This window comes from Microbacterium yannicii PS01 (genome assembly GCF_000304335.1).
In the GTDB taxonomy this organism is placed as follows: Bacteria; Actinomycetota; Actinomycetes; order Actinomycetales; family Microbacteriaceae; genus Microbacterium; species Microbacterium yannicii_A.
In genome coordinates, this window is sequence record NZ_CAJF01000029.1 from 35380 (window position 1) to 56220 (window position 20841).

Genomic DNA, 20841 nt, shown 5'->3' on the forward strand with positions numbered 1-20841 from the left:
CTTTTCTTTCCTTCTCTCTTTCCTCTCTCTCTTCGACGACCGCTCCCTCGCACCCACTCGCAAACCTCGACAGTTCCGGAACTGAGCGGAGCGGGATGATGCGGAAGGCGTGCGGGCTCGGGACTGGCGGCACCGCCGAGGTGCCGCCGCCGACGAAGTCGACGCCGGCAGATCGTCGGAGTGGGACGCACGCCGGAGCATCATCCCGCGCAGCGATAGCAGCGAGAGCGTCAGAGCACCGAACTAGGGTTGATCCGTGATCGTGGAGCAGCTCAATCTCGTCGACTTCCGCAACTATGCGGCCGCCGATGTCGCGCTGGTTCCCGGGCCGAACGTCTTCGTGGGCCGCAACGGCCAGGGCAAGACGAATCTGGCCGAGGCGATCGGGTTCTTCGCGACGCTGGGTTCGCATCGTGTGTCGAACGACGCGCCGATGGTGCGTGACGGGGCGGATGCAGCGATCATCCGCGCGCGTCTGACCCATGGCGAGCGGCATGTGCTGCTCGAGGCGCAGGTCAACAGACAGGGTTCGAACAAGGCGCGCGTGAACGGTGCGTCGGTGAAGCCGGCCGAGCTGCCGCGGTATGCGCAGGTGGTTCTCTTCGCTCCGGAGGATCTGCAGATCGTGCGGGGCGATCCTTCCGCGCGGCGCCGCTTCGCCGATCAGCTGCTGGTGCAGCGCGCTCCGCGCATGTCAGGGGTCCTCGCCGACTACGACCGGGTGCTCAAGCAGCGCAACGCCTTGCTCAAGTCGGCGCGGGCGCGCGGCATCCGGGGTGATGCATTGTCGACGCTCGAGGTGTGGGACGACAAGCTCGTCTCGCTCGGTACGCAGCTGATCGAGGCGCGCCTCGGGCTCGCCGCGGATCTGGGCGCTCCGCTGGCCTCGGCGTATGCCGCGATCGCCGGCGCCGACCACGATCTCGAGATCGAATGGGCGCTCTCGATCCGCGGCGGCGACCCTGAGGAGGGCGCCGAGGCGGCGAGCTCTGCGGCAGGCGCTCCCGACATCGCGACCCAGTTCCGTGAGGCCCTCGCCTCGCGGCGCTCCGCCGAACTCGAGCGCGGGCTCACCGTGGTCGGGCCGCACCGTGACGATCTGATGCTGCGCATCCGCAACCTGCCGGTGAAGGGCTACGCGTCGCACGGGGAGTCGTGGTCGGTGGCGCTGTCGCTGCGCCTCGCCTCGGCCGAGCTGCTGCGGGCCGAGTCACGGCTCGGTGACCCGGTGCTGATCCTCGACGACGTCTTCGCCGAGCTCGACGCCGATCGCCGTGCGCGACTGGCGGGGCTGGCCGGCGACTACGAGCAGGTCGTCGTGACGGCGGCCGTCGAGGGCGACGTCCCCGAGAACCTGCGCGCGCACACCGTGCGGGTGGAGGCCGGCCGGATCCTCGAGGCGGAGCCTGCCGAAACGAACAGCCCGAAAGGCTTGCCGGTGCGAAATGCAGGGGTGACGGATGCCTGAGCCCGAGGAGCCGCGCCGAGCCGAGGCATCCGCTGCCCCCGCCCTCGATCCCGACGTCTCTCGCATTCCCGAGACGATCGCGACTTACATGCGTCTTCGCGGCCTCGAGCCCTCGGCGCGATCGTTCCGCAAGAAGAAAAGGCGGGTCGTCGACGATGAGAACGCCCCGTTCACACCGGGGCGCGACCCGCGCGGCGTGGGCGATGTGCTCGCCGATCTGACTCGGGAAGCCGGATGGGACACGCAGCTCGCGCGCGAGGATGTCGTGCTGGCCTGGGCCGAGGTCGCGGGCGAGGACACCGCTCGGCACACCCGCCCGGTGGCCTTCTCGGAGGGATCGCTGACCGTGCAGGCCGATTCCACGGCGTGGGCGAAGCAGCTGCAGCTGATGCGCGCGCACATCCTCTCGGAGATCGTCCGGCGCTTCCCCGAAGCCGGCGTCGGCGCAGTCCGCTTCATCGGGCCGGACGTCCCCTCTTGGAAATGGGGTCCCAGAACGATTCCAGGGCGTGGCCCGCGCGATACCTACGGCTGAGGCACGTCAGATATCGTTCGGAACGATTTCCGTTCGCCACAGAGCCGTATAAGCCCCGGCGGAGGGGCAATACTTGGTAGACTGTCAGGGCCCCCGCCGAACGATCTGGAGCGCCCTGACTTATGACGTCCGTGAACCCCGACAGCGTTCCTGAGGAACCCGAAGCAGTATCCGCTGAGACCGTTCCGAACCAGTACGGGGCCGACGACATCCAGGTGCTCGAAGGCCTGGAGGCGGTGCGCAAGCGCCCCGGCATGTACATCGGCTCGACCGGTGCCCGCGGTCTCCACCACCTGGTGCAGGAGATCGTCGACAACTCCGTCGACGAGGCCCTCGCCGGCTACTGCGACACGATCGATGTCACGATCCTGCACGACGGCGCCGTGCGCGTCATCGACAACGGTCGCGGCATCCCCGTGGACATGCACCGCACCGAGGGGAAGTCGACCGTCGAGGTCGTACTGACCGTGCTCCACGCCGGCGGCAAGTTCGGCGGCGGCGGATACGCGGTCTCGGGCGGACTCCACGGCGTGGGTTCGTCGGTGGTGAACGCGCTGTCGACGCGCCTCGAAGTCGAGGTGAAGCGTCAGGGATCTGTCTGGCGTCAGTCGTATCGCGACGGCGGCCAGCCGCTCGCGCCGCTCGCTCAGGGCGAGGAGAGCAGCGAGACCGGGACGACCATCACGTTCTGGCCGGACGCCACCATCTTCGACACCGTCGACTTCGACTACGACACGTTGCGCACCCGGTTTCAGCAGATGGCGTTCCTGAACAAGGGACTGCGCATCAGCCTGCGCGACGAGCGGCCCGAGGGCCTGGTCGAGGTGGACGAGACGGCGGCCGAGGGCAACCAGCTGAAGCCGCGGCACGACAGCTTCCTGTACGAGCGCGGCCTCGTCGACTACGTCGAGCACCTCAACAAGGTGCGTCATGCCGATGTCGTGAACGACGAGATCATCGACTTCGAATCCGAGGACACCGATCGCAAGATCGCCCTCGAGCTCGCGATGCAGTGGACCACGAGCTACACCGAGAACGTCTTCACCTACGCGAACACGATCAACACGCACGAGGGCGGCACGCACGAGGAGGGCTTCCGCGCGGCACTCACCACGCTGGTGAACCGCTACGCGCGCAGCAACAACCTCCTCAAGGAGAAGGACGAGAACCTCACGGGTGAAGACATCCGCGAGGGCCTCACCGCCGTGATCTCCGTCAAGCTGTCCGAACCGCAGTTCGAGGGGCAGACCAAGACGAAGCTCGGCAACACCGAGGCGAAGGCGTTCGTGCAGAAGGTCGTCGGCGACCAGCTGGGCGATTGGTTCGACCGCAACCCGGCGCAGGCGAAGAACGTCATCCGCAAGGCCATCGACGCCGCGAGCGCGCGGCTGGCCGCGCGAAAGGCGCGCGAGACCGCGCGTCGCAAGAGCGTCTTCGAGTCAGCCGCGATGCCCGACAAGCTCAAGGACTGCACCAGCAAGGATCCGTCGATCAGCGAGATCTTCCTCGTCGAGGGTGACTCCGCCGGCGGTTCGGCGGTGCAGGGCCGCGACCCGCACACGCAGGCGATCCTCGCCCTGCGCGGAAAGATCCTCAACGTCGAGCGCGCTCGCCTCGACCGCGCGCTGGGCAACAAAGAGGTCCAGGCGATGATCCAGGCCTTCGGCACGGGCATCGGCGAGGACTTCGACATCGACAAGGCCCGGTACCACAAGATCGTGCTGATGGCCGATGCAGATGTCGATGGCCAGCACATCACCACGCTGCTGCTGACGCTCCTGTTCCGGTACATGCGCGGCCTCATCGAGGCCGGCTTCGTGTATCTCGCACAGCCGCCGCTGTACCGCCTCAAGTGGTCGAACTCTGCGCACGAATACGTCTACAGCGATCGCGAGCGCGACGCGCTGCTCATCGACGGCGCGGCCGCCGGCAAGCGGATCCCGAAAGACAACGGCATCCAGCGCTACAAGGGCCTCGGCGAGATGAACGACAAAGAGCTCTGGGAGACCACGATGGATCCCGAGACGCGCACGCTCCTGCAGGTGACGATCGACGATGCGGCGGCCGCCGACGAGATCTTCTCCACGCTGATGGGCGAAGACGTCGAGTCTCGCCGCAGCTTCATCCAGCGCAACGCCAAAGACGTGCGCTTCCTCGACATCTGACACGCTCGAGCACGACGCGGAACTGAGAGAACATGACTGACCCTTCGACAGGTTCAGGCGCCGAGCGCCCGGACGCCACGCCGGCCCACAATCACGGCCAGATCGACCAGGTCGACCTGCAGTTCGAGATGCAGCGGAGCTACCTCGACTACGCGATGAGCGTCATCGTCGGTCGCGCGCTGCCGCGCGTCGAGGACGGCCTGAAGCCCGTGCACCGCCGCGTGATCTACGGCATGTACGACGGCGGCTTCCGTCCCGACAAGTCGTTCTCCAAGTGCGCTCGTGTCGTCGGCGAGGTGATGGGCCACTACCACCCGCACGGTGACGCGCCGATCTACGACGCCCTCGTGCGCCTCGTCCAGCCGTGGTCGCTGCGCTATCCGCTCGCGCAGGGCCAGGGCAACTTCGGGTCCCCCGGCAACCAGGGCGCCGCGGCCCCCCGGTACACCGAGACGAAGATGGCCCAGCTCGCGCTCGAGATGGTGCGCGACATCGAAGAAGACACCGTCGACTTCCAGGACAACTACGACGGCCAGACGCAGGAGCCCGTCGTCCTGCCGGCGCGGTTCCCCAACCTGCTGGTCAACGGCTCGGTCGGCATCGCCGTCGGCATGGCCACGAACATCCCGCCGCACAATCTCCGCGAGGTGGCGGCGGGTGCCCTGTGGGCGCTCGAGAACCCGGAGGCCTCGCGCGAAGAGGTGCTCGAGGCGCTCATGGAGCGCATTCCCGGCCCCGACTTCCCGACGGCGGCGCAGATCCTCGGCACGCGCGGGATCAAAGAGGCCTACCGCACCGGCCGCGGCTCGATCACCATGCGCGCCGTCGTCAACGTCGAAGAGATCCAGGGCCGCACGTGCCTGGTGATCACCGAGCTGCCGTACCAGGTCAATCCCGACAACGTCGCGGTCAAGATCAGCGACCTGGCCCGCGAGGGCAAGATCACCGGTATCGCCGACATCCGAGACGAGTCGTCGGGTCGCACCGGTCAGCGTCTCGTGGTCGTCTTGAAGCGGGATGCCGTCGCCAAGGTCGTGCTGAACAACCTGTACAAGCACACCCAGCTGCAGGAGAACTTCGGCGCGAACATGCTCGCGATCGTCGACGGCGTGCCGCGCACGCTGCCGCTCGACGGGTTCATCTCGCACTGGATCGACCACCAGATCGAGGTGATCGTCCGCCGCACCCGCTTCCGTCTGGCCAAGGCCGAGCGGCGCATGCACATCCTCCGCGGCTACCTCAAGGCGCTCGACGCGCTCGACGAGGTCATCGCCCTCATCCGCCGGTCGCCGACGGTCGAAGAGGCGCGCGAAGGCCTGAAGTCGCTGCTCGAGATCGACGACGACCAGGCCCAGGCCATCCTCGACATGCAGCTGCGTCGCCTGGCCGCCCTCGAGCGCCAGAAGATCATCGACGAGGCCAACGAGCTCGAGCTGCAGATCGCGGACTACAAAGACATCCTGGCCACCCCGGCCCGCCAGCGCACGATCATCCGCGAAGAGCTCACCGAGATCGTCGACAAGTTCGGCGACGACCGTCGCACGCAGATCCTGCACGGATTCGACGGCGACATGTCGGTCGAAGACCTCATCCCCGAAGAGGAGATGGTCGTCACCGTCACGCGCGAGGGCTACATCAAGCGCACGCGCAGCGACAACTACCGGTCGCAGCATCGCGGCGGCAAGGGCGTCAAGGGCGCGCAGCTGCGCGCGGACGACGTCGTCGAGCACTTCTTCGTCACGACGACCCACCACTGGCTGCTGTTCTTCACGAACAAGGGCCGGGTCTACCGCTCGAAGGCGTACGAGGTGCCGGAGGCCGGCCGTGACGCGAAGGGCCAGCACGTCGCGAACCTCCTCGCGCTGCAGCCGGATGAAGAGATCGCGCAGATCCTCGACATCCGCGACTACACGGTGGCGACGTACCTGGTGCTCGCCACCCGCAGCGGGCTGGTGAAGAAGACGCGCCTGACCGAGTACGACACGAACCGCCAGGGCGGCATCATCGCGATCAAGCTTCGCGGTCAGGCCTCCGAGGACGGCGAGGCCGGCGATGCGGAGTCGGACGACGAGGTCGTCAGTGCGCTCCTCGTCGACGAGGGCGACGACATCCTGCTCATCAGCCGACGCGGCATGTCGCTGCGGTTCTCGGCCACCGACGACGCGCTGCGCCCGATGGGCCGTTCGACCTCTGGTGTGAAGGGCATGGACTTCCGCTCGGGCGACAGCCTGCTCTCGGCATCGGTCGCCGAAGACGACGAGTACGTCTTCGTCGTCACCGACGGCGGGTACGCGAAGCGCACCGCGGTCGACCAGTACCGGGTCCAGAACCGTGGTGGACTGGGCATCAAGGTGGCCAAGCTGAACGACGATCGCGGCGTTCTGGCGGGCGGTCTCATCGTCTCGGATGACGACGAGGTCTTGGTGGTTCTTGCCAGCGGCAAGGTGGTACGCTCTGCCGTGGCCGAGGTGCCTGCCAAGGGACGCGACACGATGGGAGTCGTCTTCGCACGTCCGGACGACGAGGATCGCATCCTCGCCATCGCCCGCAACGGTGAGCGCAGCCTGGCCGCACAAGCCGAGGCCGCCGAAGCCGCAGAGGCCCCAGACGAAGAGCCGACACCGGAGACTCCGGCCGGGTCGGACGCCTCGCCCGAGACCCCCGAAGAGAGCACTGACGCATGAGCACCGTAGCCGACAAGCTCGCCAAGAAGTCCAGCAGCAAGACCAACGCCAAGCAGGTGCGCCTGCGGCTGGTCTACATCGACTTCTGGTCCGCCGTGAAGCTGTCGTTCCTGGCGGCGATCGCGATCGCCGTCGTCACGGTGGTGGCGTTCATGGTGATCTTCCTCGTCGTCCAGACGACGGGCCTGATCGGCAAGGCGGATGAGTTCTTCGGCAGCTTCTCGGACGGCAGCATCCTGCTCTCGGACTTCGTCAGCTTCCCGCAGGTGCTGGCCTTCTCGGCCGTGGTCGCCATCCTCAACCTCGTCGTCGTCACGGTGCTCGGCGCCGTGATCGCCGGCATCTACAACCTCGCGGTCAAGGTGACGGGCGGACTGCTCGTCGGCTTCACCTCCAACTGACCCTCCCGATTCGTGGATTCCACGTTCATCGGGTAAAGTCTTGGAGGTTGCGAAGCGCAAGCGCCGCAGCGAAACGGGGCTATAGCTCAGGCGGTTAGAGCGCTTCACTGATAATGAAGAGGTCCCAGGTTCAAGTCCTGGTAGCCCCACCGAAAAGCCCCGGGGCCTTAGCTCAGTTGGTAGAGCGCCTGCTTTGCAAGCAGGATGTCAGGAGTTCGAATCTCCTAGGCTCCACAAGTAGGGTCTCCCCGGAAGCCGGTCCTCGTGACCGGCTTCTCGCGTGCGAGATAGGGTGAAGCATGGATCTGCGCGTGGCTGCCTACGCCGTCATCCTCGATCCCGACCAGCGGCTGCTGCTGGCCCACTGGAACGAAGGTCGCCGCTCCGCGTGGACGATGCCCGGCGGTGGACTCGAGCCCGGCGAAGACCCCGAGCGCGCCGCGCGTCGGGAGGTCCGGGAAGAGACCGGCTACAAGGTCACGATCGACCAGCTGCTCGGCATCCACTCGCGTGTCATCCCGGCTGGGCGCCGGCTGACCGCCGGCGTGACCGAGCCGCTGCACACGCTGCGCATCCTCTACCGCGCGCACATCACCGGCGGGCGCCTGCGCAACGAGGTCGACGGCACGACCGACCGGGCCGAGTGGTTCCCGCTCGCAGAGGTGGCCGCTCTGCAGCGTGTGAAGCTCGTCGACATCGCGCTCGAGATGGCCGGCCTGGGCTGACGCGGGCGGATGCCGCTAGCCGAGCGGCTGCGAGATGTCGGCGACCGTCGCGCCATAGGCGGCGATGAGGTCGTCGGACTCGACGAACAGGCTGTACCCGTGAGCGCCGGCGCCCATCGCGATGCGGCGTCCCACGATCTCGGCGTCGGCGTAGACCGGCCAGTCATGCGCGCTGCCCAGGGGCGTGATGGTTCCCCGTTCGTACCCGGTCGCCGCGAGGGCCCGATCGGCGTCGGGAAGCTGGAGCTTGTTGACGCCCACCACCGCTCGCAGCTTGCTCCACGAGATCGCCCGGTCCCCGGGGATCAGTGCGAACAGGTACTCCCCCGCGGCCCCTGCGCCGGCCGAGGAGCGCTTGACCACCAGCGTCTTCACGATGTCAGCGGGACGAATGCCGAGCACCTCGGCCGCCTCCGGCAGGCTTTTCGCGGCCGGCCGCTCCTTGATCTCGATCGTGAGACCACGTGCAGAAGCCGCCGCCCGCACCCGTGCGGTCCCTTCGACAAGCTCAGGGACCCGCGATTCGGGGTCAGGGACCCGCGATTCGGGGTCAGGGACCCGCGATTCGGGGTCAGGGACCCGCGATCCGGGCTCAGGCGGCGGCGTCTTCGGATCCTGCGAAGGGTCCGGAGGTGTCATCACGCGTCGGGCGCGCGCAGCGGGTCGTCGGCGACCCAGAGCTCATCGTCGGCGCGCAGCGTCTGCCACGCGGCGTAGAGCACGCCGGCCGCAGCAGCGACGCCGAGGATGATGGCGATGACCCCACCGACGCCCATGCCCTTCTTCTGCGGGGCGACGCGGTCGAGCTTCGCCGAGAGGAAGCGGCTCGCGTCGCGCGAGTACTTGTCGGCCTTCTTCGCGTACTTCTTGCTGTCGGGCAGGGCGAGACCCTGGCCCTTGGCAAGACGGGTGCGGGTGTCGTTGGCGGCATCCCAGACGGACAGCGCGGAACCGACCACCGCCCCGGCGGCCGGGATCACGGTGTCGCCGACAACGCGGCGTCCGGCCTCGACCCCCCGCGAGACGTAGGGCGCGGCGTACTTGTCATAGCCGGCCTGCACTTGGGGGCCGACCTGCTCTCGTCCGTAGTGTCCGAGCTGGCGACCGGCTTCGCGCGCGACGTTCGCGGCTTCACCCACCAGCACCTGCTGCGTCTCCCACAGGCTGTTCGCCTGCTTCTGGAGCTTGTGGAGTTCCTTCTTGCGCTTGCGGCTGAGGCTCACGATGCCCTCCCTGTCGTGGGGATGTCGGTCTCCCCATCTTGCCAGACCACCGATCCGGAGGGAGGGGTTGCACGGAACTCTGAGACAATGTGACAATGCCGCTTCATACCGCAGTCGCAACGATCCACACCAACCACGGCGACATCGTCGTCAACCTGTTCGGCGATCATGCCCCGCGCACCGTGCAGAACTTCGTCGGGCTCTCGGACGGCACGGCCTCCTGGACCGACCCCGCCACCGGAAAGCCGGGCGAAGGCGCGCTCTACAACGGCGTCATCTTCCACCGCATCATCTCCGGCTTCATGATCCAGGGCGGCGACCCGCTCGGTCAGGGTGTCGGCGGCCCGGGCTACACCTTCAACGACGAGATCAGCCCCGAGCTGACCTTCACCGAGCCGTACAAGCTGGCCATGGCCAACGCGGGCCTTCGCCGTAACGCCATCACTGGTCAGGCCGAGGGCACCAACGGCTCGCAGTTCTTCATCACCGTTCCCGGCCAGGGTGGCCGCGGACCCGAGTGGCTGCAAGGCAAGCACACCATCTTCGGCGAGGTCGCCGACGATGCCTCGCGTGCCGTCGTCGACACGATCAGCGAGGTGCCGACGGCAGCCGGCGACCGCCCGGTCGAGCCGGTCGTCATCGAGTCGATCGACATCGTCGCCGTCTGAGCTTCTGCGCGTGACCACCGACGAGTTCCGCCGCAACCGAGAGAACTTCTGCTACCGGCATCCCGACCGGCAGAGCTTCGTGCTGTGCCAGCGGTGCCTGCGCACGATCTGCCCCGAGTGCCAGACACAGGGAGCGGTCGGCGTCATCTGCCCGGAGTGCCTGCGCGAGCAGCAGCAGTCGCAGTCTCCGGCGCAGAAGAAGGCGGAACGTCGGTGGTCACGAGGACCGCGCGCCGTGACGGTGAGCGACAGCCGGCCGATCGTCACGTACGTGATCATCGGTCTGACCGCCTTCGTCTTCCTGATCGGACTCATCCCCGGTGTGGGCGCGGCGGTCGAGCAGTCACTGATCTTCTGGGCGCCGGCGCTGTATCCGCAGCTCAGCGGCACCTTCCAGCCCTGGCGCCTGTTCACCGGCGCACTGGTCCACTCGAGCTTCTGGCACCTGGGTCTGAACATGCTGGCGCTCTGGATGATCGGGCGCAGCCTCGAGCCGCTGCTCGGACGCTGGCGCTTCGTGACGCTCTATCTGCTCAGCACCCTGGGCGGATCGGTGGCGGTCACGCTGCTGTCGTTCTCCACCCCTGTCGTCGGAGCCTCCGGTGCGATCTTCGGACTCTTCGGCGCCCTGTTCGTGATCGGCCGGCATCTCGGGGCGAACATCGCCGGGATCGCGATCGTGCTCGGGATCAACCTGGTGATCGGCTTCATCCCGGGCTTCAACGTCTCGTGGCAGGCGCACGTCGGCGGCCTCGTCGTCGGCCTGGTAGTTGCGTTCATCTTCACGCGCACGCGCGCGGCTCGTCAGCGGACGCTGCAGATCGTGCTTCTAAGCGCTGTGGGCGCCGTGCTGATCGCGTTGCTCTTCGTGCCGGTGGTCCTTCCGTCACTGATTCTCGGGTGAGTTATCCACAGGCCCATCCACAGCCTGGGGAGAATGACAGCCGTGTAATTCACACCTGTTAACAGAGTTGTTAACAACTCCCCTGGCACGAAAAAGCCCCGGTCCTGTGGACCGGGGCTTTCGTCGAAGGGTGCTCGCTATCGCCAGCGTGTCGTCATGAGGAACCCGAGGAATGCGATGCCGAACCCGATGACGAGATTCCAGGCCCCGATGTCGGGAATCGGGAATTGCATGCCGCTCAGGTAGAAGACGAGAATCCACACGAGACCGATCAGCATGAGGCCGATCATGATCGGCTTGAACCACACCGGGTTGGGTGCGGCCTCGCCTTCTGCGCGCTCGACGAGCGAGTCGTCGTCTTTGCCGGGTCGTGCCATGGGAAGAGTCTAACTGCCAGCCGCGCCACAGCATGCCCTGACTAGACTCCCCCTGTGGATGAAGCCGTGGGGACCGCCGGGGGTGCGGCTTTCCGCTCCCGGACTCGAGCGCGCCCGCGCCGACGCACGTCGGTCATCGGCGTGCTGGGCGAGCTGCTCATCACCGCCGGTGTGATCGTCCTCCTCTACGTCGTGTGGCAGCTGTGGGTGGGCGACCTCATCTACGGCGCCGAGGCGAAGGCCGAGAGCGAGCAGCTGTCGCAGCAGTGGGCGCAGGAGTACGAGCCGCCCGCACCGGAGCCCACCGGCGAGCCCGAACCCGCGGAGGCAGGGGTCGAGCCCGTCCTTCTCCCTGAGCCGGCAGACGCCGAGGTCTTCGGGATCATGCGCATCCCCCGCCTGGGCAGCGACTACGCGTTCCAGATGGCCGGAGGCACCTCGCGCGCGCGAACGCTCGACAGGACCTATATCGGTCACTACCCCGGCACCAGCATGCCCGGCCAGTCCGGCAACTTCGCCGTCGCGGCGCATCGCACAACCTACGGAGCCCCGTTCAACCGCATCGCCGAGCTGCGTGTGGGCGACGCCATCGTCGTCGAGACACCGGCCGGCTGGTACACCTATCGGTTCCGCACACTCGACTACGTCACCCCGACGCAGACCGAAGTGCTCCTGCCGGTACCGGCGGCGATGGACGTTCCGGCCGGCACTCCGTACATCACCATGACCAGCTGCAGCCCGATGTTCTCGCTGGCCGAGCGCATCGTGGCGTACGGGGTCTTCGAGTCGTTCACTCCGATCGACGCCGGACCCCCGGCATCCCTCGAGGCGGTGGTCTGATGTACGCGGCCCTGTGGCGCATCCTTCCCGGCCCCTGGTGGGTGCGCGTGGTGATCCTGCTCGTGCTCGTCGCCGCGGTGCTGTACGGGCTCGTGTTCTACGCGTTCCCGTGGGTGAGTCAGTTCGTCAACCCGCAGGAAGTGACCGTTGAATAGAGCGGCGCCGATCCTCGTCGTCGACAATCACGACAGCTTCGTGCACACGCTGGTCGGGTACCTGCATGAGCTGGGCGCCGAGACCGAGATGGTCGAAGCCGACGCCATCACCGACGCGGCTGCCGAGATCGATGGGCGCCCGGGGGTGCTGGTATCACCCGGGCCCGGTACGCCGGCCCATGCCGGGGCCTCCATCGAGGTCGTACGTGCGGCCGCGCGGTCCGGCGTCCCGCTGCTGGGAGTCTGCCTCGGGCATCAGGCGATCGGCGAGGCTTTCGGCGCGACGGTCGACCACGCCCCCGAGCTGATGCACGGCATGACCTCTCTCGTCCATCACGACGGCGGCGCGCTCTACGGCGGCCTGCCCGATCCCTTCACCGCGACCCGGTACCACTCGCTGGCGATCGTTCCCAGCACGCTGCCCCTTGAGCTCGTCGTCACCAGCCGCACCGCGAGCGGCGTGATCATGGGAGTCGCCCATCGGTCCGCGCCGATCCAGGGAGTGCAGTTCCACCCCGAGAGCGTGCTCACCGAAGGCGGTCACCGCCTGCTGGGCAACTGGCTGGAATCCCTCGGAATCACGGATGCCGCGGCCCGCGGCGCGATGCTGAGCCCGAGGCGCTGAGCGCGGTCGGTCGACCGGGTCGGCCCTTCGACAGGCTCAGGGACCGCGGGGTCGGCCCTTCGACAGGCTCAGGGACCGCGGGGTCGGCCCTTCGACAGGCTCAGGGACCGGGGGGTCAGGCGCCGGAGCAGAAGGCGAGTGTGATCTCGGAGTTGACGGGCACGTCGCCGGGGGCGAGCGACTGCGACGACACAGTCGGCGGGGAGGCCGCCGGACAGTTCGGGTCCTCCTGCGTGAGGACCGTCAGCCCGACCTCCTCGAGATCGCGGGTCGCCGCCTCGACGGTGTAGCCGCGCACGTCCGAGATCGTCACGCGCCCCGAGGCGACGACGAGGTTGACGGTCGTTCCCGACGGCACCTCGGCTCCCTCGGTCTGATCGGTCGAGATCACCGTGCCCGCAGCGAGACCGGGATCGTTGCGCTGCGTGATGGTGCCGAGCGCGAGTCCGGCCTCGGCAAGGGCGGCCGTCGCCGCATCCTGCCCCAGCCCTGTCAGGGTGGGCACGGTCGACATCTCCTGACCTGTCGACACGTAGACGGTGACGACCTGGTCGGGAGCGACCGAGGTTCCGGCCTCGGGATCGGTCCGGATGACATTGCCCTCGGCGACCTCGGTGCTCTCCTCCTCCGCGCGGCTGGCGAGCAGATCGGTTTCGGCGAGGGTCTCGTTCGCGCGGTCGTAGGTCATGCCGCTCACGTCGGGCACCAGCCGGACACCCGCGGGCAGGTCGTCGCGCGGCTGGATCGAGAGCACCCAGAACAGCAGCGAGATGAGGAGCACGGCGAGCAGTGCGACGCCCGCCCAGATCCACGCGACGGGCGGGCCGGCCTGCGTGCGCTTCATGGTGGTGTCGGTGCTGAGCTGGCGCAGCGACCGGGCGGTCTCGGCCGCCTGGCGCGGGTTCGGTCCGTAGAGCTCGCTGGTGAGGGCCCCGACCTGACGCTTGGTCGGCTGCCGGCCGTCGACGGTGGCGTCGAGGGCCTGCCGGAAGCCGGCGGCGTCCTGGTAGCGCTGGAACGGGTCTTTGGCCAGGGCGCGCAGGGCCACGGTGTCGAGGCCGCGCGGCACCGTCTCGTTGACCTCGGACGGCGGGATCGGAGCCTCGCTGACGTGCTGGTAGGCCACCGCCACCGGCGACTCGCCGCGGAAGGGCTGGCGCCCGGTGAGCAGCTCGTAGAGAACCACGCCCGCCGAGTACAGGTCGGCCCGCGCATCGACGGGCTCGCCCTTGGCCTGCTCCGGCGAGAAGTACGCGGCGGTCCCGAGGATGTGCGTCGTCTCGGCTACCGTCGACGAGCTGTCGGAGACGGCGCGCGCGATGCCGAAGTCCATGACCTTCACCTGCCCGGCGTCGGTCACCATGACGTTGCCGGGCTTGATGTCGCGGTGCACCACGCCGGCGCGGTGCGAGTACTCGAGCGCCTCGAGGATGCCGTCGACGTAGCGGACGGCATCCGTCACCGGGACCGGACCCTCGGCGATGATGTCCTTCAGCAGCCGCCCCTTGACGAGCTCCATCACGATGAAGGGCACCGGGCGAACGACGCCGTCGGGGCCCGTGAGGGAATCTTCGCCCGCGTCGTAGACCCGCACGATCGTCGGGTGCGCCATGCGCGAGGCGGCCTGCGCCTCGAGCCGGAACCGGGTGCGGAACGCGTTGTCGTCGGCCAGCTCGCGATCGAGGATCTTGATCGCGACCTCGCGGCCGAGGGTGAGGTCGTAGCCGCGATAGACGCTGGCCATGCCGCCGCGGCCGATGGGCTCGTCGACGCGGTAGCGCCCTGAGAGCACGCGCGGCTCAGCTGTCACGGTCACCCCCTGCGTGGAACTTCAGCCAGACTATCCGAGCGCGAGCGGGCCGCATGTCAGTGCGGCCCGCTCGACCGCTCAACCCTCGTCGTCGTCGGCGTCGGCCTGCGGCGTCGGCGTCGCTGCGGGCTGGATCGTCGCCGTCGCCTCGCCCGACGCGCCGGACGTGCGGTCACCCGAAGGGCCGCCCGTGCAGGTGACGGTGTACGTGACGATGACGGTGCCACTGGTGACGTTCGCGGGCACCGTGATCTGCGAGTTCCGGTCCGAGCCGCCGAAGGCCGAGGTCGACTGGCCGTTCGGGAACGTGCCCACCGACGTCGTGAAGTTGTACGCGCTCGGGGATCCCTCCCCGGGAGGGCAGGTGTAGCCGGGCCAGCTGACTCCCACGGAGCCACCCGGTGCGACCGTCGCCGCGTCCAGCGTCGGGTTGCCCGGCGCCGGCATGGCGACCTGCGAGCCGTAGGCGGTGAGCGAGATGGTGGTCCCGGGCTCGACGCGACCCGTGGGGTTCACCGCGTACACGATGCCCTGCTCGGCTTCGGTCGGCGCGGCGTTGCCCGTCTGGCAGTCGGCCACCAGATCGTTCTCGGTCAGGATCGCGCCCGCGTCGTCGCAGTTCAGGCCCACGAGTCCGAGCGAGCCCACGTCTACCCGCTCCTCGGTGGGCTCCGGCGTCGGCGTGTTCGACGGCGTGCGGCTGGCACTGCTCGACGGCGTCGAGGGTCCGGGATCGGGGGTGTTGTTCTGGCTCGAGACGACAGCCCAGATCGTTCCGGCGAGCACGAGCAGCAGCAGGGCGATGAGCGCGATGAGCGGCCACGTCCACGGGCTGCGCTTCTTCGTCTCGACCGGCTCCTCCTCCGCTCCGGGCTCATCCGGGGCGGGAAGGATGCGGGTCGCGGCCTGGGTGTCACCACCGGCCGTGAGCAGCTGGGTGGCGGCATCCGCTCCGACGACGGCTCCCGCGATCGCCGGCACTGCCGCAGCGGCGCCTGCGACGTCACCACGCCGCAGCGCCGTGGCGGCACGCGCGACGGCGGCGGCGGACGCCGGGCGATCCTCGGGCTTCTTGGCGATCATCGCCATGACGAGGTTCTGCACCGGGGTGGCGACGGTCGCAGGCAGCGGGGGTGGCTGCTCGTTGATCTGCGCCATCGCGATCGCGACCTGCGACTCGCCGGTGAAGGGGCGCTTGCCGGCCAGCGACTCGTACGCCACGATGCCGAGCGAGTAGATGTCGGTGGCGGGCGATGCCGGGTGCCCCGACGCCTGCTCGGGCGAGAGGTACTGAACCGTGCCCATCACCTGGCCGGTCGCCGTCAACGGCACCTGGTCGGCGATGCGGGCGATGCCGAAGTCGGTGATCTTGACGCGGCCGTCGGGCGTGATCAGCAGGTTTCCGGGCTTGATGTCGCGGTGCACGAGCCCCGCCGCATGCGCGGCCTGGAGTGCGAGCGAGGTCTGCGCGACGATGTCGAGCGTCTTGTCGGTCGACAGCGAGCCGTCGCGCTCGAGGATCGTCGACAGGGCCTCGCCCGGGACGAGCTCCATCACGAGGAAGGCGCTGCCGTTCTCCTCGCCGTAGTCGAACACGCTGGCGATGCCCTCGTGATTGACGAGCGCGGCGTGGCGGGCCTCGGCGCGGAAGCGCTCGAGGAATCCCGGGTCGCCCATGTATTCGTCTTTGAGGATCTTGATGGCGACCGTGCGTCCGATGACGTGGTCGGTCGCCTCCCACACTTCGCCCATGCCGCCGATCGCTATGCGCGAATCGAGTTCGTAACGGCCGCCGAAGGTCACACCTTGCGTCGGTCTCATCTGCCCAGCACCGCCTCCATGACCTTCTTCGCGATGGGTGCGGCGATGGTGTTGCCGCTGCCCGACTGTCCTTGACCGCCACCGTCTTCGACGACGACGGCCACGGCGACCTGCGGGCTCTCCGCGGGCGCGAACCCGGTGAACCACAGTGTGTACGGATCACCGGCGCCGTTCTCCGCGGTACCGGTCTTCCCGGCCACGTCGACCCCGTCTATTCTTGCACCCGACGCCGCGCCGTCACTGACATTGGCGACCATCATCGACACCAGCTCGTTCGCGACGTCCTCGTCCAGCGCACGGCCGAACTCGGTGTCTTCGAACGCCTGCTGCACCGACAGATCGGGTCCGATCACGCGGTCCACCATGCGCGGGTTCATCACGACTCCTTCGTTCGCGATCCCGGCAGACACCATCGCCATCTGCAGCGGTGTCGCCGTGACCTGGCCCTGCCCGAAGCCGCTGAGCGCCGTCTGCGCGTCGTCCATGATGGTGCGCGGGTAGCTCGACGCGGTCGAGGTCAGCGGCAGGTCGAAGGACCGGTCGAAGCCGTACTTCGCAGCCTCGTCGCGGATCGCCTGGTCACCCAGCTCGACCGCCAGCTCGGCGAAGGGGATGTTGCAGCTGAGCCGCAGGGCATCGGCGATCGTCACCGTCTCACCCGGTCCGCACGTGCCGCCGCTGGCGTTGTAGACCAGGCTGCTCGACTGCGGCAGCTGGTACGCCGCCGGGTTGGGAAGCGTCGACTGCGGCGTGAACTCGCCCGACGCGAGAGCGGCCGAGGCGACCACCAGCTTGAAGGTCGAGCCCGGCGGATTGAGGTCGCCCGCGATCGCTCGGTTCGACAGCGGCTTGCCCGGATCGGCTTCCAGCGCGTCGAAGGCGGCGTTCACCTCGCTGCTGACATGCGACGCCAGCGTGTTGGTGTCGTAGCTCGGGCTCGTCACCATCGCCAGCACGCGGCCGGTCGACGGCTCGATCGCGAGCACGCCGCCCTGCAGCCCGCCGAGGGCCTCGAAGGCCGCCCGCTGCACCTCGGCGTCGAGCGACAGCACGACGTTCGACCCGCGCGGCGGCTGTCCCGTGAAGATCCGCTCGACGCGAGAGAGGAACTGCGAGCCCGCCGTGCCGCTGAGCGCGCCGTTCATCGCCCGCTCGATGCCGGGCGAGGTCGACCCGAGAGCGGGATTGATGTAACCGGTCACGGGAGCCCACATCGCGGCATCCGTGTACACCCGCTGCCAGCTGTAGACGTCGTTGGACGGCACGGACGTGGCGATGGCCGACCCGCTCGCGATGATCGACCCGCGCTGCACCTCGTACGAGTCGTACAGGGTGCGCTTGTTGGCCGGGTTGGCGCCGAGCGCGTCGGCCTGCAGGATCTGGATCCAGCTCGTCGACGCGAACAGCGCGAGGAACATGATCAGCATCAGGATGCTGAGACGCCTGAGTTCTTTGGTCACGCCGTACCTCCTCGCGTGAGGAGTCCGCTGCGCGCCGGTCCCTGAGCCTCCAGCGCCGGTCCCTGAGCCTGTCGAAGGGCCATGTCAGCCGATCACCACCCGAGGACGGCTGCGCACGGCATCCGAGATGCGCAGCAGCAGCGCGACGATGATCCAGTTGGCGACGAGCGACGAGCCGCCGGCGGCGAGGAACGGGGTGGTGAGGCCGGTGAGCGGGATGATGCGCGTCACGCCGCCGACCATGATGAACACCTGCAGGGCGATCGTGAACGACAGGCCGGTCGCGAGCAGCTTGCCGAAGTCGTCCTGCCCGGCGAGGCCGATGCGGATGCCACGGCTGGTGAAGACCATATACAGGGCGAGGATCGCGAACACGCCCACGAGACCGAGCTCCTCACCGAGGGCGGGGAGGATGTAGTCGCTCTCCGAGACCGGGGTGAGGTAGGGCCGGCCCTGCCCGAGGCCGGTGCCGATCAGCCCGCCGTGGGCCATGCCGAAGAGGCCGTTGACGAGCTGGAAGCTCTCGTTGTCCATGCGCGCCGGGTTGAACGCGTCGAGCCAGTTGGTGAACCGGGCGCCGACGTAGGGGAGCACGCGCGATGCGAGGAAGGCGCCCGAGACGGCGAGCACCACGCCGATCAGCACCCAGCTCGTCTTTCCGGTGGCGACGTAGAGCATCGCGACGAACATCCCGAAGATCAGCACACCGGTGCCCAGGTCGCGCTGCAGCACGATGATGCCGAGGGAGACCAGCCAGATCACCAGCAGCGGGCCGAGCTCGCGTCCTCGCGGCCACGTGATGCCGAGGAAGCGGGTGCCGGTCGAGGTCAGGCTCTCGCGGGTGCGAACCAGGTACCCGGCGAAGAAGATCGCGAGCGATATCTTCGCCAGCTCGCCCGGCTGGAAGGTGAAGAAGCCCACGTCGACCCAGACGTCGGCGTTACCGCCGCCGCTGAGACCCGGGATGATCGGCAGGACCAGCAGCGCGATGCCGACGAACCCGAAGATGTACGTGTAGCGGAACAGCACGCGGTAGTTCTTGAGGAACAGCACCACCGCGATCGCGGCGATGAGGGCGATCGCCGCCCAGGCCAGCTGCCGCGTCGAGAACGCGTTCCAGCCGTGGCGATCCGCCGCGAGATCGAGGCGGTAGATCATCGCCAGTCCGACGCCGGTCAGGAGGGTCGCGATCGGCACCACGAACGGATCGGCGGCGCGCACGCGCAGCCGCAGCACGATGTGCAGCGCGATGACCAGGGCGGTCAGACCGCCGCAGTAGACCAGGAACGTCCAGTCGATCGCGCCGATCGCGCCCAGCTGCACGAGGGCGACGGCCGAGCCGTTGATCAGGAATGCGAAGATCAGCAGTCCCAGTTCGCGGTTGCGCTGCGTCTGCGGCACCCGGATGCGCCGGAGCGCCCGCACCACGGCGGTGTCGGTGGAGACGGGGGCGGTCGCCTGCCCGGTCGGTGCGCCGCTCATCCGCCTCCCTCCGCCGTGTCGCTGATGCTCGTGACGATACGCCGCGCATCTGAGAGGGAGCTCGCCGAGATGGTCTGCGTGACCGTGGCGCGGGCGAAGTCCGAGAGCGTCTCGAGCGGGATGTCGGTGTCTTCGTACGGCGTCGAGAGTGAGATCGGCCCGATGTTCTGCTGGACGCCCCGGTAGATGACGACGGTGTCCTCGTCCGCGCCGACGAAGTAGCGCGTCTGCGTCCACTGGTAGCCGATCCACAGTCCGCCTGCCAGCAGCGCCAGCACGAGGACGACGCCGGCGATCCAGCCGAGGGAACGGCGACGCGCGCGGCGGCGGTCCTCTTCGATGAGCTCCTCGAGGAACTCCGCGGCCGGCTCGAAGTGGGTGGGCTCGTTCGCCGCCTGCCGGTTCGGGTGCAGCCAGCTCGTGCGTCCGGGGCGGGCGGCGGGCACGTCGACGCCGACCGGATTCGACGCCGAGCCGACGATCGTCGGGGTGCCCGAGAAGAGCGGATGCTGTCCTCCGACGTCGACGAGCACGATGGTGACGTTGTCGGGGGCGCCGCCGTCGAGCGCCTGCTTCAGCAGGCTGTCGGCGGTGCGGCCGGGCGCGAGCCCGAGCGAGAGCGCTTTGGCCGTGTGGGCGTCGTCGACCACGCCCGAGAGGCCGTCCGAGCACAGCAGCCAGCGGTCGCCGGGCTGCGTGGGCATGATGAAGGTGTCGAGCTCGGGATCGGGATCCATGTCGCCGAGCACGCGCATGAGCACCGAGCGGCGCGGGTGGTACCGCGCCTCCTCCGGGGTGATGCGGCCCGAGTCGACGAGCCGCTGCACGAACGTGTGGTCGGTGGTGATCTGGGTGAGCGCGCCGTCTCGGTACAGGTAGATGCGCGAGTCGCCGATGTGCGCGATGACCGCGTAGTCGTCGACCATGATGAGCGCGCTCACGGTCGTGCCCATGCCCGCCAGCTCCGGGCGCACGTGCACGGTGTCGATGAGCTCGACCGCGGTGTCGGAGATCGCGTCGCGGAGCGCCTTCTCCGCCTCGCCGGGCGACTCGTAGGGCTCGTCGAGTCGTTCGAGCCGCATGATCGCCATGCTGGACGCGACATCGCCGCCGGCGTGCCCGCCCATGCCGTCGGCGACGACGAAGAGGTTCGACCCGGCGAAACCGGAGTCCTGATTGTTGGAGCGCACCTTGCCGGTGTGCGAAATGGCGGCGCTCGAGCCCTGGAAGACCATGTGAGAAGGGTCCGCCCGCTACTTCCGCAGCTCGAAGGTGGTCGCCCCGACCTTGATCGGAGCACCCACCTTGACCGGGACCGGAGCGGTCACCCGCGCGCCGTCGTGCCACGTGCCGTTGGTCGAGTCGAGGTCCTGGATCATCCACTGCTCGCCCCACAGCACGAGTCGCGCGTGGTGGCTCGAGGTGTAGTCGTCGCGGACCACGAGTCCGGACTCGCTCGATCGGCCGATCGTCAGCGGCTCGTTGCCGAGGGGCAGCT

General features: G+C 68.5%; 20 protein-coding genes and 2 tRNA genes. 13 read left to right on the top strand and 9 right to left on the bottom strand.

The genetic code is table 11. The features are described from left to right. The first annotated feature begins 256 nt into the window (after positions 1-256). The 8 genes from recF (at position 257) to WYM_RS15125 (ending at position 7978) form a co-directional block, all read left to right on the top strand. Positions 257-1468 (top strand): DNA replication/repair protein RecF, encoded by a 1212-nt coding sequence (recF, locus tag WYM_RS15090; protein WP_019181683.1) that lies wholly within the window; start codon positions 257-259, stop codon positions 1466-1468. Then, a complete protein-coding gene (locus WYM_RS15095; protein ID WP_019181684.1) occupies positions 1461-2003 on the top strand; it encodes a DciA family protein in 543 nt (180 codons plus the stop codon). Before recF ends, WYM_RS15095 begins: the two co-directional genes overlap by 8 nt. 122 nt (positions 2004-2125) lie before the next feature. Beyond that, entirely contained in the window at positions 2126-4168 is a 2043-nt protein-coding gene (gene gyrB, locus WYM_RS15100) for a DNA topoisomerase (ATP-hydrolyzing) subunit B (protein WP_019181685.1), read from the top strand. A gap of 32 nt (positions 4169-4200) precedes the next feature. Continuing rightward, positions 4201-6852 carry a DNA gyrase subunit A gene (gene gyrA, locus WYM_RS15105; RefSeq protein WP_019181686.1) on the top strand — a complete coding sequence of 884 codons (2652 nt, stop codon included), beginning with the start codon at positions 4201-4203 and terminating at the stop codon, positions 6850-6852. After that, positions 6849-7253 carry a DUF3566 domain-containing protein gene (locus WYM_RS15110; RefSeq protein WP_019181687.1) on the top strand — a complete coding sequence of 135 codons (405 nt, stop codon included), beginning with the start codon at positions 6849-6851 and terminating at the stop codon, positions 7251-7253. Before gyrA ends, WYM_RS15110 begins: the two co-directional genes overlap by 4 nt. 75 nt (positions 7254-7328) lie before the next feature. Then, a tRNA-Ile gene (locus WYM_RS15115) sits at positions 7329-7402 on the top strand. Positions 7403-7414: 12 nt separating this feature from the next. After that, positions 7415-7487: transfer RNA gene (locus tag WYM_RS15120), tRNA-Ala, on the top strand. Between the two features lie 65 nt (positions 7488-7552). Continuing rightward, entirely contained in the window at positions 7553-7978 is a 426-nt protein-coding gene (locus tag WYM_RS15125) for an NUDIX hydrolase (protein WP_026059849.1), read from the top strand. A gap of 15 nt (positions 7979-7993) precedes the next feature. Here WYM_RS15125 and WYM_RS15130 read toward each other — a convergent pair whose 3' ends face one another. Beyond that, complete coding sequence (locus WYM_RS15130) at positions 7994-8464, bottom strand: aminoacyl-tRNA deacylase (RefSeq protein WP_019181689.1); 471 nt, start codon at positions 8462-8464, stop codon at positions 7994-7996. Positions 8465-8616: 152 nt separating this feature from the next. Further along, positions 8617-9201 carry a hypothetical protein gene (locus WYM_RS15135; RefSeq protein ID WP_019181690.1) on the bottom strand — a complete coding sequence of 195 codons (585 nt, stop codon included), beginning with the start codon at positions 9199-9201 and terminating at the stop codon, positions 8617-8619. A gap of 95 nt (positions 9202-9296) precedes the next feature. Here WYM_RS15135 and WYM_RS15140 point away from each other — a divergent pair, with 95 nt between their 5' ends. Both WYM_RS15140 and WYM_RS15145 read left to right on the top strand, forming a co-directional pair. After that, the gene (locus tag WYM_RS15140) at positions 9297-9869 is read left to right on the top strand and encodes a peptidylprolyl isomerase (protein WP_019181691.1); all 573 of its coding nucleotides are present in this window, start codon (positions 9297-9299) and stop codon (positions 9867-9869) included. A 10-nt stretch (positions 9870-9879) separates the two neighbouring features. Further along, on the top strand, positions 9880-10773 hold the full coding sequence (locus tag WYM_RS15145) for a rhomboid family intramembrane serine protease (protein ID WP_019181692.1): 894 nt from the start codon (positions 9880-9882) through the stop codon (positions 10771-10773). Positions 10774-10910: 137 nt separating this feature from the next. Here WYM_RS15145 and WYM_RS15150 read toward each other — a convergent pair whose 3' ends face one another. Next, on the bottom strand, positions 10911-11150 hold the full coding sequence (locus WYM_RS15150) for a cell division protein CrgA (protein ID WP_019181693.1): 240 nt from the start codon (positions 11148-11150) through the stop codon (positions 10911-10913). 54 nt (positions 11151-11204) lie between these two features. On the opposite strand from WYM_RS15150, the gene WYM_RS15155 reads away from it, so the two are divergent. From WYM_RS15155 to WYM_RS15165, 3 genes are read left to right on the top strand one after another with little or no spacing between them, the layout of a single operon-like run. Then, positions 11205-11990 carry a class E sortase gene (locus tag WYM_RS15155; protein WP_237739431.1) on the top strand — a complete coding sequence of 262 codons (786 nt, stop codon included), beginning with the start codon at positions 11205-11207 and terminating at the stop codon, positions 11988-11990. Then, positions 11990-12145, top strand: coding sequence for a hypothetical protein (locus tag WYM_RS22005; RefSeq protein WP_019181695.1), 156 nt, complete (start codon positions 11990-11992; stop codon positions 12143-12145). The genes WYM_RS15155 and WYM_RS22005 overlap by 1 nt, the downstream gene beginning before the upstream one ends. Further along, positions 12138-12770, top strand: a complete 633-nt coding sequence (locus tag WYM_RS15165; RefSeq protein WP_019181696.1) for an anthranilate synthase component II — start codon at positions 12138-12140, stop codon at positions 12768-12770. Before WYM_RS22005 ends, WYM_RS15165 begins: the two co-directional genes overlap by 8 nt. Before the next feature lie 115 nt (positions 12771-12885). On the opposite strand, the gene pknB is transcribed toward WYM_RS15165, so the two are convergent. The 6 genes from pknB to WYM_RS15195 form a co-directional block, all read right to left on the bottom strand. After that, positions 12886-14580 (bottom strand): Stk1 family PASTA domain-containing Ser/Thr kinase, encoded by a 1695-nt coding sequence (pknB, locus tag WYM_RS15170; RefSeq protein WP_026059850.1) that lies wholly within the window; start codon positions 14578-14580, stop codon positions 12886-12888. A 78-nt stretch (positions 14581-14658) separates the two neighbouring features. After that, positions 14659-16401 (bottom strand): serine/threonine-protein kinase, encoded by a 1743-nt coding sequence (locus tag WYM_RS15175; RefSeq protein ID WP_040569408.1) that lies wholly within the window; start codon positions 16399-16401, stop codon positions 14659-14661. Next, positions 16398-17861: a peptidoglycan D,D-transpeptidase FtsI family protein gene (locus WYM_RS15180; protein WP_019181700.1), complete on the bottom strand. Its 1464-nt coding sequence runs from the start codon at positions 17859-17861 to the stop codon at positions 16398-16400. Before WYM_RS15180 ends, WYM_RS15175 begins: the two co-directional genes overlap by 4 nt. Positions 17862-17945: 84 nt before the next feature. Continuing rightward, entirely contained in the window at positions 17946-19343 is a 1398-nt protein-coding gene (locus tag WYM_RS15185) for an FtsW/RodA/SpoVE family cell cycle protein (RefSeq protein WP_019181701.1), read from the bottom strand. Beyond that, positions 19340-20578, bottom strand: coding sequence for a PP2C family protein-serine/threonine phosphatase (locus tag WYM_RS15190; protein ID WP_019181702.1), 1239 nt, complete (start codon positions 20576-20578; stop codon positions 19340-19342). The genes WYM_RS15185 and WYM_RS15190 overlap by 4 nt, the downstream gene beginning before the upstream one ends. Positions 20579-20596: 18 nt before the next feature. Next, a partial coding sequence (locus tag WYM_RS15195; RefSeq protein ID WP_019181703.1) for an FHA domain-containing protein occupies positions 20597-20841 on the bottom strand: 245 nt, incomplete at its 5' end.

Coding starts and splice junctions, on each gene's coding strand:
- WYM_RS15150 (WP_019181693.1), bottom strand. CDS start 11,150: ATGGCACGACCCGGCAAAGACGACGACTCGCTCGTCGAGCGCGCAGAA.
- WYM_RS15190 (WP_019181702.1), bottom strand. CDS start 20,578: ATGGTCTTCCAGGGCTCGAGCGCCGCCATTTCGCACACCGGCAAGGTG.
- WYM_RS15185 (WP_019181701.1), bottom strand. CDS start 19,343: ATGAGCGGCGCACCGACCGGGCAGGCGACCGCCCCCGTCTCCACCGAC.
- WYM_RS15110 (WP_019181687.1), top strand. CDS start 6,849: ATGAGCACCGTAGCCGACAAGCTCGCCAAGAAGTCCAGCAGCAAGACC.
- WYM_RS22005 (WP_019181695.1), top strand. CDS start 11,990: ATGTACGCGGCCCTGTGGCGCATCCTTCCCGGCCCCTGGTGGGTGCGC.
- WYM_RS15095 (WP_019181684.1), top strand. CDS start 1,461: ATGCCTGAGCCCGAGGAGCCGCGCCGAGCCGAGGCATCCGCTGCCCCC.
- gyrB (WP_019181685.1), top strand. CDS start 2,126: ATGACGTCCGTGAACCCCGACAGCGTTCCTGAGGAACCCGAAGCAGTA.
- gyrA (WP_019181686.1), top strand. CDS start 4,201: ATGACTGACCCTTCGACAGGTTCAGGCGCCGAGCGCCCGGACGCCACG.
- WYM_RS15140 (WP_019181691.1), top strand. CDS start 9,297: ATGCCGCTTCATACCGCAGTCGCAACGATCCACACCAACCACGGCGAC.
- WYM_RS15175 (WP_040569408.1), bottom strand. CDS start 16,401: ATGAGACCGACGCAAGGTGTGACCTTCGGCGGCCGTTACGAACTCGAT.
- WYM_RS15125 (WP_026059849.1), top strand. CDS start 7,553: ATGGATCTGCGCGTGGCTGCCTACGCCGTCATCCTCGATCCCGACCAG.